Genomic DNA, 13642 nt, shown 5'->3' with positions numbered 1-13642 from the left:
AGTGGCGGCGTGAGGACAGTGGCACGGCCGAGTCGGGCGGGCATCTGGAACCGGTTCTCGGCATCCGATCCGGGTCTGCTGCGGCTCATGGCCGGACTGCGGACCGTCGGTGCCGTCGCCCTCGCGCTCGCCGTTCTCGGTCTGCTCGGAGCCGATGTCGGCCAGATGGTGCCCGGCGCCACGACCGCCATGGTCGCGACGTTCGCCATCAAGGAGAAACAGCGCCGGGAGCAGGCCCGCACGCTGGCGCTCGGCCTGCCCGTGGCGGTCGTCGCGATGTCGCTGGGCGCGCTGCTGAGCAGCCATGTGGTCGCGGGCGACGTGTGTTTCATCGCGCTCATCTTCGTGGCGGTGTACTGCCGCCGGTACGGTGACCGCGGTACGGCTCTCGGGCTGATCGGCTTCCAGATCTACTTCATCTCCCTGTTCCTCGGAGCCGGCCGCACCGAGCTTCCCGGGCTGTACGCCACCCTCGCCCTCGCCTTCGCCTGCAGCGCGCTGGCCCGCTTCGTCCTCGTCGTCGAGACGCCCGAGCGCGTCCTCCAACGGCTACGCAAGGCGTTCCGGGCCCGCGTGGGCCAGTTGGTGTCCGCCCAGACCGAGCTGCTCGACGCCGATCCCGACGACGTCGAGGATGCCCTGGACGACGTACGAGTGCACACCGCGCGGCTGCACGAGAGCGCCATGATGATCCAGAACCGTCTGGAGGAGGGAACCAGCGACAGCACGACCGCCTCGCTGCTCCAGCGGCGGATCGCCGATGCCGAGATCGCCGCCGAGCGGCTCGGTCTGCTCATCCTCACGGCGCGCAGCGCCGAGAGCGCCGACACGCTCGCCCTGCACCTGCCGAACGCGCCCCTGCCCGCACCCGGTGACCGGCTCCGGGCGCAGGACGAGACGACCGCGATCCTGCACCGTGATCTCGACGCACTGCGGCTGCTGGTCACCCGTCCGTCCTCCGCCGGGGACGGCGCCGGGATGGCGCAGGTGCGCAACCGGCTGCTCGGATACCGGGAGGAGGAGAATCTTCCCCGGGTCCCGGCGGTCGTGCAGGATGTCTTCCGCGGTATCGGAGAGACGGCGCGCGCCGCCCTGGGGCTGCGCCTGGCGCTCGACGGACCCGAGGACGAGTCCGACGACTCCCCCGAGACGACACGTTCCCGTGAGGAGCTGGACGCCGAGGACGTCGCCATCGTCGCCGAGGAGGAGCGGGACGAGCCGCGCCCCGCGGGGCTGGACCGGCCCACGACCCGGGCGGCGGTGCAGGTCTCGGTCGGTTCGGCGCTCGCCATCATCGGCGGTGAGCTGCTCTTCCCGCAGCGGTGGTACTGGGCGGTGCTGACCTGTTGGGTCGTCTTCCTGAACACCTCGTCGACCGGGGAGATCCTGGTCAAGGGCTATCGCCGGCTGCTGGGCACGGTCCTCGGCGTCATCGCGGGTGTGGGCATGGCGGGTGTGGTGGGCGACCACACCTGGACCGCGTTCGCGCTGGTGCTGCTGTTCATCTTCGCCATGTACTTCACCGGCCCACTGTCGTACGCCCTGCAGTCCTTCTTCGTCACGGCGATGCTGGGACTGCTGTACACGGTGCTCAACACGTACAGTCCCGCGGTACTCGTCCTGCGGATCGAGGAGACGGCGCTCGGCGCGGTCTGCGGGGTGATCGCGGCCGCACTGGTCCTCCCCGTACCGACCGACCGCCGTACGGACGAACTCCTCGCGACCGTGCTCACCCGGCTCGGTGACGCCAGTGGCGCGGCGGTGGAGCAGCTCAGCGGCGGGATCGCGCTCGATCTGCTGGACAAGGCCCGAGACCTGGACTCGGCGCTGGATGATCTGCGGGCCTCCACCAAACCGCTGACCCATCCGATCACTCCGTGGCGGAATCGCCGTCAGACCGCCCGCTACATCGTCGCCCTGCTGGAGACGTGCGCCTATCACGCGCGGTCGCTGGCGGCCACGGCCGAACTCGTCCCCTACAGCAGGACCGTCGGCGCGGATCCCCGGCTCAAGCTGGCGGGCCGTCGGATCGGCCACAACATCGAGGTCCTCGTCGCGCGGGTCAAGGACGACGCGGGTGACGGAGTCGCGGAGACCGGTGCGAGCCTCGCCGCCATGCTGGAGCCGCAGACCCCGGACGCGCCCCGCCACGACCGCGTCACGGGCCGGGTCCTGCGGCATCTCCAGCGCCTGGACGAAGGGGTGATCGGGCTGGCCCGCCCGCTGGGGGTGCCGATCTCCACACCCGACAAGCCCGACAAGCCCGGCAAGAAGGTGTCGCGGAGCGTGGCACGGTAGCCGTGGCGGGGGAAGCGCTCAGCCCACGTTCCACAGGAACCGGTGGGTGTGGATCCCGAAGTAGGGGAACGACTGCACCTGCCGGACGCCTTCGATCTGCCGTACGACGTCGTTGACGAAGTCCAGCAGATCACGCGGTCCCGGGCAGACGACCTCGGCGAACAGGTCGAAGCCGCCCGAGGTCAGCACCGAGTAGACGACCTCGGCCCGTTCGGCCAGCGCGTCGGCGACCGCTCGGGGGTCGCCGTCGACGGCGATGCCGAGCAGGGCCATCGCCTGACCGCCCATGCCCATCGGGTCGGTGACCCCGACGACCTGGACGGCCTGCGAGTCGAGCAGGCGTTGCAGGCGCTGACGGGCCGCCGACGCCGACAGCCCGACCTTGGGGCCGAGTTCGGCATAGGCGATACGGCCGTCGATCTGCAGTTCGCGCAGGATGGCCCGGTCGATCTCGTCCACGCTGTTCCTCTCCGGCTGACCCGGTCCAAGGTTAACGGCGCCGTTCAGCCCACCAGTTCGGCCAGGGCGGCGGCGAAGACGTCGGTGTGGCGGTCCACGTCCTCCTCGGTGGTCGAAGGGCACATGAGCGCCATGTTGTGGAACGGGGTCAGCAGGATGCCCCGGTTGGCGAGGTACAGGTGGAGGAAGTCCTCCAGCTCGGTGTCGGCCGCCGCGGCGGATTCCGTTCCGGTGCGCGGCGCGGGGTCGGCGAACCGGTATTCGGTACGGGCGCCGAGCCGGCTCACCGACCACGGCAGGCCCCAGGTGTCGATTCCCGCCCGCACACCCGCCTCGAAGCGTTCGGAGAGCTTGGTCATCGTGTCGAACGCGGCGTCGGTGAGGACGTGTTCCAGGGTCGCGCGCGTCGCCGCGGTGGAGAGGGCGTTCCCGGCGAGGGTGCCGCCCACCCCGCCCATGTCGACCAGGTCGAGGTCGGCGCGGCCCAGCAGCTTGTCCGCGAGTTCGGCCGAGAGCCCGTAGGCGCCGGCCGGGATCCCTCCGCCGATCGCCTTGCCGATCGTGAGCATGTCCGGCTCCAGGTTCCAGGCGGCGGTGCAGCCACCGGGGCCGGCGGAGAAGGTGTGCGTCTCGTCGTTGATGAGGAGGGTCCCGTACCGGCGTGTGAGGGCGCGGACGCCCTCCAGGTAACCCGGCTCGGGCAGCACGATGCCGATGTTGGTGAGCGCGGGTTCCATGAGCACGGCGGCGACGTCGCCGTGGGCGAGTTCGCGCTCCAGTTGCTCCAGGTCGTTGAACTCGGCGACGCGGCTGGTGAGGGTGACGTCGCAGGGGGCGCCGACGTTTCCGGGGCGGGCCGCGCCGTGCCCGTCCGGGCCGACCACGATCAGCGACTCGTCGACGCTGCCGTGGTAGCTGTAGCTGTTCACCAGGATCTTGGGGCGGCCGGTGACCGCGCGTGCCAGCCGGATGGACCAGCGGTTGGCGTCGGTCGCGGTGAGCGAGAAGCTCCAGCGCGCGAGCCCGAAGCGGCGGGTCAGTTCGGCTCCCACCCATTCCGCGTCCTCGGTGGGCAGCATCGCGGTCACGCCGCCGCTCTCGGCGAACCGGGTCCGTACCGCTTCGGCCACCACCTCCGGGGAGTGACCGGCCATGGCACCCGTGTCCCCGAGGCAGAAGTCGATGTACTCGTGGCCGTCGATGTCGGTGATCCGGGCGCCGCGCGCGGTGTCCAGGTACCGCGGGAAGGCTCCCGCGGTCTTGTTCATCCAGGTCATCGGCACCCTGCCGAAGAGATGGTCGGCTCGCTCGTACGCGGCCCTCGACCGCGGATTGCGGTGTTCGGCCTCGGCGCTCTCACGAGCCAGGAGCTGCTGCAGGCGAGTGCGGTCCATCGAGGGACTCCTCTGTGGGTGAGCGCTGAAGGCGGACCCGGTCGACGAGCGGATTCAGCAAGAGTACGAACGCATACGCCGTCGAAGCAAGGTCCGACGAATGATTCTGCTGCACAAACAATCGATTCGACTGTCCTGACGCACGATTCGGCAGCCGTCCTATCGAACCGAACCCGCCTCAGATCCATCACAACCGGTCGGAATGAGTCAACCAGCGATCTCTTTCGTATCCCTGGATCAGAGCGGAGTCGCCATCCGAACATCAGCGCGCAGTCGCCCACGTGCGGCCGGCGACAGGCATCGTCAAGGAGCGGAGCATGGCAGGGATCACGGGGGAGTCGGCATGCGCCGGACCGAGCCGGACGGAAGTCGTCACGTCCGGCGAGGGAGCCGTTTTCGTCGACGCGAGCGGGCGGCGGCGCTCCTGGCTCCGCAGTGCGGGCTGGGTCGTCGCGGTGTCCTGCGTCTGCTTCGGCACGGCTCTGGTCGCCCTGGTGAGCGGGGGCGACTCGGCCGCGCCCTGGCTGCCCCTGCCGCACGGGGTGCGCAAGCACAAGGACGTCTCGGCCGAGGGCGACGCGTCGCGCGTCCAGGAGGGGCCCACGGGCAGCCCGTCCCCGTCACCCGTGGGACCCGGGGACGCGTCCGCGAGTCCGCGCGAGGTGTCCGGGGGCGGCGTGCCCGCGCCGACGGGCAGCCCGGCCGGCACCCAGCGGGCCGGCGCGGTCGGGTCCGCGGTTCGGCCCTCCCAGCCGGGCGCGAGCGCGGCACCCTCCCCCTCGGCCGTCCCGCCGAGCGCTACGGCCAGTGCGACACCTCCGGGCGTCGCTCCCGCGACCCCGGCCGCCGGGGCGTCCGGCTCCCCGACCGCCTCCCCGAGCGGCACCCCCGGAGAGGCCACGGCGTCACCGTCGCCCGACCCCAGCGGCCCGGCGACCGCCGAGACGGCCTCGGCGGGAAACCCGTTCGCCCGTGTACGGGTCACCGGGCTGCCGGCTTTCGGGTGACCGGCAACGGGGTCGGTCTCGCGCGCCCGGTCCGCGGGCCCGGCCACCGGCCCGGCCGCCCCGGTGCCACGATCACCTAGCCGGAGACCTCCGGGGCCCACACCCGGTCGGCGTAGTCCAGGAAGTTCCTGCCGAGGATCTTCTCGATGCGCTCCGATCCGAAGCCACGCTGCTCCAGGAGGCGCACGAGGTCCCGGAACTGGTCCACTCCGCGCAGGTCGAGCACGAAGGGGAGCGTGTCGTCCCGCTCCCCCGCCGCGCCGACGCCGGCCTCGCGGCGCAGGGCCACGTGCTCGGCGAGATGGGCGCGGTAGGTGTCGAGGTCGTCGATGGACGTGACGGGCCCGTCGGTGCCGATGCCGACGTGGTCCTCGCCGCACACATCGACCGCGTGGACGATGTGCTCCACCACGTCCGCGGCCGTCGCGTGACCGGACACGTTCAAGAAGGGCATGAAGTAGATGCCCACGAAGCCACCGCGCGAGGCCACCAGGCGCAGTTCCTCGTCCGTCTTGTTGCGGGGGAGGTCGGCGAGCGCACGGCAACCGGTGTGGTTGATCGACACCGGGCGTCGTGCCATCTTGGCGGCGTCCAGACAGGTGCGCTCCCCGCTGTGGGAGAGGTCGACCATGAGGCGGTGCTCGTCCAGGGCCTCGACGACGCTCCGGCCGAAGTCGCTCAGCCCCCGGTTCGCGGGTGCCATCGAGCCGTCGCCGATGTGGTTGGCCTGGTTGTACGTGAGCTGGACGACCCGCACCCCGAGGTCCGCGAAGGTGGCGACGCGCCCGGTGTCCTCGCCGATCGCGACGGCGTTCTGGAAGCCGTAGATGACACCGGTCCGGCCCTCCGCCCTGGCCCGGTGGAGGTCGGCGACCGTACGGACCTTGAGGAGGTCGGCCGCGTTGTCCCGGATGATCCGGTCCCAGACCGCGATCTCGTGCAACGTGTGCTCGTACGGGGGCAGATCGCCCATCGTGTAGCCGAGCGTGATGTTGACGGCGGTGAGGCCGGAGGCGCTGGCGTCGGCCAACGTCCGTGCGTCGATGGTCAGTTGCTCGCTGGAGGGGTTGAGCTCGGCGGCGGCCTCGGCCGACCGGGGCGCGTTCGGGTTGTCGAGCTGCCCGAGCGCGTTGATGATCATGGGCAGGGCGGTCATCGGGTCTCCTCGACGGGGTGGGTCGCTGCGGGCTCCTCGGCCCCGGGGGTCCGGACGCGGTCGGACGGACCGGCGCCGGTGGCGCGCTCGAAGTCGCGCCGCTCGAAGCGCCGCCCTCGCTTGACGGTCAGCGTGACGCTGCGCAGATGCTCGATGTCCCGCAGCGGATCGTCGTCCAGGACGACGAAGTTGGCGAGCTTGCCCGCCTCGACGCTTCCCATGATGTCCTCGGCACCGGCGCTCCGGGCGCCGATCAGCGTGGCCGAGCGCAGCACCTGCGCGGGCGACATCCCGCAGCGGTTCACGAGGAACGCCAACTCGTCGTACAGGGCGGGGAAGGGGTCAACGGGATCGGTCTCGTAGTCCGTGCCGGTGGCGATGTCCACACCGGCGCGGTGGGCCTGGGCGGTGAGCACCGCGGCGAGTTCGGTGTTGGCCGCGGCCCGCGCGGCGTCCTCGGACCCCTCGCCCGCGAGTGCCTCGCTCGCCCACATGCCCGCGGTGGCGTCCAGGACGGTGCCCTTCCGCCGCATCAGGGCGAAGAGCTCCTCGATACGGGGGTCGTCGCCGGCGGCGAACCGCCCGTACTCGACCGGCGGCTTGTTCTTGTAGCTGATCAGAGGTCCGTCCGTGCCCTCGAACGCGAGCAGGGTGACATGCGAGACGCTGTCCGCGCCGGCCGCGACGATCTGGCCGGGCGTGGCGGGGAAGACGGTGGCGTGCGCCCAGACGGGGACGCCCTGGCGGTGCGCCTCAGCGGTGATCGCGGCGACGGTGGTGTGGTCGAGGTCCGCGTACACCTTGATGGCGGAGGCGTGCGTTCCGCGCGCCAGCGCGACGGCCAGCCGCAGATCGGTGTCCTTCGTGATCGCCTGCATCCACGGCACCGCGCCGGGCGTCTCGCCCTGGGACACCTGGTGGGTGCGCGGGTCGACGAAGAAGCCGGGACCCGCCATCAGCGCGGCGTACCGGATGTCGGGGCCGGGGATCTCGCCGACGAGCGTCGCCCTCGCCAGGTCCCCCACCTGGCGCAGGTCGTCGGCCATGTCGCGGATCGCCGTGACCCCGCTGTGGACGAGCCGTCGCAGCACCACCTCGGCGGCCGGCCGGTCGGGCGGCGTCGCGATGTGCTGGTGCGCGTCGATCAGACCGGGGACGACGAAGCGGCCGTCGAGGTCGAAGACCTGGGCGTCGGCGGGCAGGCTCCCGGCGATCTCCGCGTCGTCCCCGACGGCGCGGATGACGGGGCCGTCGATCACGATCGACGTCGAACCCCTGGCCGGCCGCCCGGTTCCGTCGAACAGCGTCGCGCCGCGGTACACCGCGACAGCCCCTGTCACCGCGGGCGCGTGGGGGGCCGGTGCGCCCGAAGCCTCGTCCGTCATCTTCACCTCAGTAGTCGCTCTGTCCGGATCAGGATCGGCCCTGTCGAGCCATTGTTACGCTCTACGTAACAGACGTATCGTCTCCTGCAACATGCGCTACCGTACGCTCGCATCTCACGACGCCACAAGGAGTGGTCGGAATTGCCCGAAGCACCCCGTACCGCCGTGGACAAGGCCCTGGACCTGGTCGAGGCCGTGGCCCGTGCGTCCCAACCCCCGCGTCTGACCGACCTGGCCGAGGAGGTCGGGCTGCATCGCGCGACCGCCTACCGCGTTCTCGTCGACCTGGTCCGGCGTGGCTGGGTGCTGCGCGCCGGTGACCGCTATCTGCCCGGCACGGCGGTCCTGCAACTGTCGTCCTCGGCGGCCAGGAACTCACTCGGAGCGCTCGCCCGGCCGGTTCTCACCGCGCTGTCCGAGCGCACCGGCATGATGGTCAACCTCCAGGTGCCGGAGGCCGACCGCTCGCGCGTGATCGATGTCGTACGCCCCGACCGTCTGGCGATGATCAGCAGCCTGACCGGCGAGGCCCTGCCCGTTCACCGGTTCGCCGGTCCGCTCGCCCTCGTCGCGTCCCTCCCGTCGGCCGACCGGGTCCCCTATCTGCGTGCGGCGGAGCAGGGCGGGTACCCGCTGGCCGGACCCGACGGACTGCTCGCCGACATCGAGCGCGCCGAACGGACGGGATTCGCCGTCGAGTACGGGCGCAACGAACAGCCGGTCGCCTCGCTGGCCCGTGCCGTGCTCACCCGTCCGGGAGTGCCCGTATGCGCCCTCACCCTGGTCGGACTGGGCGCGGAGTTCGACGAGGAGCGGCTTCCGCACCTGCGGGCGCACCTGCGGAACGCGACGGACGAGCTGACGCGGATCCTCTCCGGCCCTGCGCCTTCGTCCCCGTCCACGGTCACGTCGCCGTCCACGCCCGCGTCCAGCTCCACCTCCATCTCCACCGAAGGTCCGGTATGAGCGAGCTCCTCTTCCTCGGCGGGGCGCAGACGCGCGCCGCACTCGACCCGCGGCGCGTGCTGGACGCCGTGGCCACGGCCCTCGTCGCCGTCGGCCGTGACGAGGTCTCGGTGCCGCCGCGGATCGCCGCCCACGCCCCGGGCGGACTGCTCGGTGCCATGCCCGGCCATGTGCCCGGTCTCGGGCTCGCGGCCAAGCTCGTCTCCGTGTTCGCCGACCCGGCACGGCCGGGACGCAGCACGCACCGGGGCATCGTCGCGCTGTTCGACGAGGTGGACGGCCGCCCGTTGGCCCTGATGGACGCCGAGTCACTCACCGAGGTCCGCACCGCGGCGACCGCCACGTTGAGCGCGAGGGCGCTGGCCCGTCCGGACGCCACCCAGATCGCCGTCGTCGGAACCGGTGCCCAGGCCCGTGCCCAGGTCGCGCTGCTCGCGGCGCTCGATCCCGCGACGCCCGTCTCCGTCGCGGGACGCGATCCCGAGCGCGCCGGGAGCGTCGCCGCGCTCCACCCGGCAGGCCGGGTCACGGACAGCATCGAGGCGGCGGTGCGCGAGGCCGACACGGTGTTCTGCTGCACCGGCGCCGTGCGACCGGTGATCCGCCGCGCATGGCTGGCTCCCGGCACGCACATCAGCTCGGTGGGCGGCTCCCACGGGCCCGAACTGGACGCCGACACCGTCCGGGACTCCTCCCTCTTCGCCGAATGGCACGGCGCCGCCACGACCCGGCCTCCCTCCGGCGCCCATGAGCTGCAGGACCTCCCGCCCGAGCGGTCGGTGATCCTTCTCGGTTCGGTCCTGGGCGGCGAACACCCCGGCCGGGCCGACGACGGCGAACTCACCCTGTTCAAGTCGACGGGGCACGCGGCGCTCGACGTCGCCGCCGCGCACGTCGCCCACGAGGTCGCCCGAGCGGAGGAATGGGGCACCCGCATCACCCTGTGAGCCGTGTCCCGACATGCCCGGTGCCGATGCGATGGCCACAGGACACCACCGGTACGCGGCCAAGCGTCCTCGTCGGGCGCGTCGTCCAGTGGCCCCCGGGTACCCGTGGACCTTCCTCCCCGGGTTCGGGCATGCTGGGAGGTGCTTCCGTCGGTGCGCGGCCCCGGAACCCGAGGTCGCGGACCGCATCCGCGGGACCCGGCGCGCCGACTCGGCCGGGGACGGTCCACCGGGTGGCGCCGGCCGGCCGATCGACCGGCGGTCCCCGACAGGTCGCGCGGCCGCGGGAACTCGACGCGAAGGGAGACCATCGTCTTGATGAGACTGACCGGAGCGGACGGCGGCGGAGTGCGGGAACGGCTGGGCAGCGCCCTGTTCACCAGGGTCGCGGGCCCGGACGGACCGAAGAACCGCGCGCGTATCCACGGCACGCCCGGACCTCGCTGGTTCGGCCCCGACCGCCCCATCCGCACGGTGCACGGAGACGCGTCGATGTTCATCGGCGGGCTCTCCGCGCTGTTGCTCCAGTCGCTCCACCCGCTCGCCATGGCCGCCGTGTCCGCGCACTCGGGCTTCCGCGGGGACCCCTGGGGAAGACTCCAGCGCACCAGCACCTTCCTCGCGGTGACGACGTACGGAACGGCCGAGAGCGCCCAGGAGGCCTGCGACCGGGTTCGGGCGGTCCATGAGCGGGTGCGTGGCGTCACCTCGCGGGGCACGGCGTATCACGCGGCGGATCCGCACCTCCTCGGCTGGGTCCACGTCGCGGAGATCGACAGCTTCCTGCGCGCGCATCAGCGGTACGGCGCCCGTCCGCTGTCCGGTGCCGACTGCGACGCGTACGTGGCGGACACGGCCCGCGTCGCCGCCGCGCTGGGTGTCCTGGACGCGCCGACGAACCGTGCCGAGCTCGCCGATCGGCTGTCCGCGTACCGCGGCGAGATCCGGGCGACCCCGGAAGCTCGCGACGCGGCGCGGTTCCTGCTGCTGAACCCGCCCGTGCCGCTCGTGGCCCGCCTCCCGTACGGCGTGCTCGCCGCGAACGCGGTGTCCCTGCTGCCCACTTGGGCCGCCGCCGAACTACGGCTGCCCCGAATGCAGTTGGTGGACAGCGTGTGCGTACGCCCGCTGGGCACCGCCTTCACATCGGCCGTGCGCTGGGCGATGGCGCCTCAGCGCGCGCGAAGCGTCACGCCGGTCGCGTGACGGACGCGGCCGACCGCACAGGGTCTCGGCCCATGGCGCGACGGCCTCCCCGGCCTCGGCGCCCCGATCCGACCGGCCCCGATCCGACCGGCCTCGGTTCGAAACGACCCAGCTCGACCCGGTTCGGCTCGACCCGCTTCGGCTCGGTTCGACCCGGCTTCGGCTCGACGGGGTTCGGCTCGACCCGACCAGGAGCGCCCGGAAGGTGAGTCCTCGGCGGGCCCGGCGCGGTGCCGCCCAAGGGGATGCCGGGCTGTCCCGTCGCCAGGACGGGCGGTTCTTGCATCCGGAGTGCCGCCCCGCGCCGAAGCAGGGGTGAGCCCGGCGGACCGGTCGGTCCCTGACGGCTCCGGAATCGAGGCGAGGCCCGTCATGAACCGCTGCAGCCGTACGCCTGACCCGTCCCCCCGCGGGTGGCGGGCCCCTTCCGCCGGAACAGCGCCCGCTCTTCGCGATCCGGCCGCCCCGTGGAAGTGAGCGCCCGCGAGACCGCACCGGCCGCCGACGCGGGAGTGACCACGGGTTTCCTGGCACGGAGGCTCGGGGTGTCGCCCACGACGCTGCGCTCCTGGGACCGCCGGTACGGGCTGGGGCCCGCGGTGCGGGCGGACGGCCGCCACCGCAGATGGTCTCCCGACGACGTGGCCATGGTCGGGGAGATGTGCCGGCTGACCGCCGCCGGCCTGCCTCCCGCGGAGGCCGCCCGGGCCGCAAAGGAGGCGGCGCGCGGCAGTGTCGCGGTGTCGCCCCTCCTCGTCGGCCGGACTCCGGCCGACGTCCGGATCGCCGAGCCGCCGACGGCTCCGGCTCCGGCTCCGGCTCCGGCTCCGGGTCCGAGATCGCCGGGTTCACGGTCGGGCACCGGGCTGCCGTTGGGTGACGTGGGCCCGGAGTGCCGGGGGCTCGCGCGGGCCGCCGTCCGGCTGGACGCCCTCGCCGTGCAGGAACAACTGGCGGCCGCGGTCCGGACCCTCGGCCTCACCAGGGCCTGGGAGGACGTGATGGTGCCCGCTCTGCGGGCGGTGGGCCGCAAATGGGAGTCCTCGGGGGACCGTTACGTCGAGGTCGAGCACCTCCTGTCCTGGCACGTCTCCGCCACCCTGCGGCATGTCTACGCGGCCGCCGCGGAGAACGGACCGCACGCCATCGCCTCGCCCGTACTGCTGGCCTGCGCTCCGGACGAGCAGCACACCATGCCGCTGGAGGCGCTCAACTCCGCGCTGGCCGAGCTGCGGGTACCCGCTCTGACGCTCGGCGGAGCCGTCCCGTCCGAGGCGCTCATGTCGGCGGTGCGGCGCCTCGGCCCTCCGGCGGTCGTCCTGTGGTCGCAGTCGCGGTCGACGGCGAACCTTCCGCTCGCCCGGCACATCGCCGAGACGCGCTGGGGAGTGCGGGGAGCACGCACCCGGAGCCGGGTCCTTCTCGGCGGACCCGGCTGGAGCGGCCCGCCGGGTCCCGGGCTGCTCCAGCCGCGGAACCTGGCCGAAGCACTCCGTCTGCTCACCGCGCGGGACGACTGACGACCTCGTGCACGGTGAGCCGTGAACGAGGTCGTCAGGTCAGGACCAGGTGGCCGCGCTCGCCTGACCACCGCACGATCTCGATCGCGCCCCGCCTGTACTCGTCCGCGTGACGACGAGTGCCTTTTCCGCGGAGGCCGGCCGCCGAAGCGGCCGACAGGGGCGGGCCCGGCGTTTGACGAGGGAGGTCCGGGGGCCGGCCTGGTCGGCTCACCCCCCGGGGGAGGTCAGCTGTTGGCGTTGAGGACGGGGTAGTAGCCACTGGCGTGGCCGGTGGCGGTGGGGTGGTAGGACTCCCAGCTCGGCGAGACCACCAGGGAGTGCAGCCAGCCGTCGCTGGAGCACAGCTCATGACCGCCGAACGCGGTGCGGACGTCTCCGAAGACGAAGCCGTGGGCGGCGGCACGGCCGGCGATCACGCTGTCGATGACGTCCGAGGCCTCGTCGATCTTGCTGTGCTTGGTGGCGCTGAGGCCGACGCAGAAGACGTTGAGCGTATACATGTGCGGGTAGCCCAGAACGACCACCTTGGCATTGGGCGCCTTGGCGCGGATGGCGTCGTAGGTGGCGTCCAGGCGAGCGGGGAGTGTGTTCCGGGCGTAGTTCTCGGCCGTGGTCACGCGATTGACACAGTCGGTGTCCGAGCCGGTCACGCAGGTGGTCATGACGTCCGAGAAGCCGGCGTCGTTGCCGCCGATGGTGAGGGAGACGAGGCCGGTGGAGGAGTTCAGCGGGGCGAGCTGGTTGTTCGTCACATCCGTGGTGACCGCGCCGGAGCAGGAAGTGTCGGCGAACGAGGACGGTGCGTGGGCGTTCTTCCACAGGTAGGGATAGGCGCTGAGGCTGCGGTGGCAGTCTCCGCTCGAACTGTCGTAGTTCCCTGCGCCGTTGCCGGCCGAGTACGAATCCCCCAGCGCGGCATAGGCCGGCCCGGCGGCGTGCGCCGGGCCGGTCAGCACCAGGCCGAACATCATCGCGAGACCGAGGGCGACAAGGGTGGATCGCAATTTGACGCGTCTCACAGGACCTCCCTGAGCGGGAAAGCTGGCCCTCATTTAGTACAACCGGCAACCACTTGACGGAAGTGTTCATGTCAAAATTGTTTCCGTATTCAACATCACGTTTGACGTCACGGAAACACACGCGGACGCGGGGCACCCTGGAGGAGGAGCAGCGGCGGGAGAGCCCGCGCGATGGGCGCCGACGACGAGATCGGTCACCCCGGCCGCCGGGACCCGCGATGCCGGGCCCGGCGCCCGGCCCCGAAGCGCCCGGTCCGGAGGGCTCGACACGGCCCTACGGGA

At 72.2% G+C, this 13642-nt stretch carries 11 protein-coding genes; 6 read left to right on the top strand and 5 right to left on the bottom strand.

Translation table 11 applies throughout. The annotated features are described in order from the left end of the window. Positions 1-87: 87 nt before the first annotated feature. Positions 88-2298: an FUSC family protein gene (locus tag OHT01_RS36995; RefSeq protein WP_328557477.1), complete on the top strand. Its 2211-nt coding sequence runs from the start codon at positions 88-90 to the stop codon at positions 2296-2298. Positions 2299-2316: 18 nt separating this feature from the next. Here OHT01_RS36995 and OHT01_RS36990 read toward each other — a convergent pair whose 3' ends face one another. Both OHT01_RS36990 and OHT01_RS36985 read right to left on the bottom strand, forming a co-directional pair. Then, a complete protein-coding gene (locus OHT01_RS36990; protein ID WP_328557476.1) occupies positions 2317-2757 on the bottom strand; it encodes an Lrp/AsnC family transcriptional regulator in 441 nt (146 codons plus the stop codon). 44 nt (positions 2758-2801) lie between these two features. Then, positions 2802-4151, bottom strand: a complete 1350-nt coding sequence (locus OHT01_RS36985; RefSeq protein ID WP_328557475.1) for a transaminase — start codon at positions 4149-4151, stop codon at positions 2802-2804. 317 nt (positions 4152-4468) lie between these two features. Between OHT01_RS36985 and OHT01_RS36980 the strand changes: the two genes are divergently transcribed. Next, a complete protein-coding gene (locus tag OHT01_RS36980) occupies positions 4469-5158 on the top strand; it encodes a hypothetical protein (RefSeq protein ID WP_328557474.1) in 690 nt (229 codons plus the stop codon). Between the two features lie 76 nt (positions 5159-5234). Here OHT01_RS36980 and OHT01_RS36975 read toward each other — a convergent pair whose 3' ends face one another. Both OHT01_RS36975 and OHT01_RS36970 read right to left on the bottom strand, forming a co-directional pair. Further along, complete coding sequence (locus OHT01_RS36975; RefSeq protein WP_328557473.1) at positions 5235-6314, bottom strand: dipeptidase; 1080 nt, start codon at positions 6312-6314, stop codon at positions 5235-5237. Continuing rightward, positions 6311-7699 (bottom strand): amidohydrolase family protein, encoded by a 1389-nt coding sequence (locus OHT01_RS36970; protein WP_328557472.1) that lies wholly within the window; start codon positions 7697-7699, stop codon positions 6311-6313. The genes OHT01_RS36975 and OHT01_RS36970 overlap by 4 nt, the downstream gene beginning before the upstream one ends. Before the next feature lie 141 nt (positions 7700-7840). On the opposite strand from OHT01_RS36970, the gene OHT01_RS36965 reads away from it, so the two are divergent. The 4 genes from OHT01_RS36965 (at position 7841) to OHT01_RS36950 (ending at position 12338) form a co-directional block, all read left to right on the top strand. Continuing rightward, positions 7841-8665 (top strand): IclR family transcriptional regulator, encoded by an 825-nt coding sequence (locus tag OHT01_RS36965; RefSeq protein ID WP_328557471.1) that lies wholly within the window; start codon positions 7841-7843, stop codon positions 8663-8665. Continuing rightward, positions 8662-9612, top strand: a complete 951-nt coding sequence (locus OHT01_RS36960; protein WP_328557470.1) for an ornithine cyclodeaminase family protein — start codon at positions 8662-8664, stop codon at positions 9610-9612. Before OHT01_RS36965 ends, OHT01_RS36960 begins: the two co-directional genes overlap by 4 nt. Before the next feature lie 318 nt (positions 9613-9930). Continuing rightward, on the top strand, positions 9931-10818 hold the full coding sequence (locus tag OHT01_RS36955; RefSeq protein WP_328557469.1) for an oxygenase MpaB family protein: 888 nt from the start codon (positions 9931-9933) through the stop codon (positions 10816-10818). A gap of 473 nt (positions 10819-11291) precedes the next feature. Beyond that, a complete protein-coding gene (locus OHT01_RS36950) occupies positions 11292-12338 on the top strand; it encodes a MerR family transcriptional regulator (protein WP_443043565.1) in 1047 nt (348 codons plus the stop codon). Positions 12339-12565: 227 nt separating this feature from the next. Here the strand turns inward: OHT01_RS36950 and OHT01_RS36945 are convergent, their stop codons facing one another. Beyond that, positions 12566-13312, bottom strand: coding sequence for an SGNH/GDSL hydrolase family protein (locus OHT01_RS36945; protein ID WP_328558397.1), 747 nt, complete (start codon positions 13310-13312; stop codon positions 12566-12568). Between the last annotated feature and the right edge of the window lie 330 nt (positions 13313-13642).

Origin of the sequence: Streptomyces sp. NBC_00358 (genome assembly GCF_036099295.1) — a bacterium.
Taxonomy (GTDB): domain Bacteria; phylum Actinomycetota; class Actinomycetes; order Streptomycetales; family Streptomycetaceae; genus Streptomyces.
The sequence above is the reverse complement of the archived record's forward strand: the minus strand, read 5'-3'. Positions and strand labels throughout refer to the sequence as shown.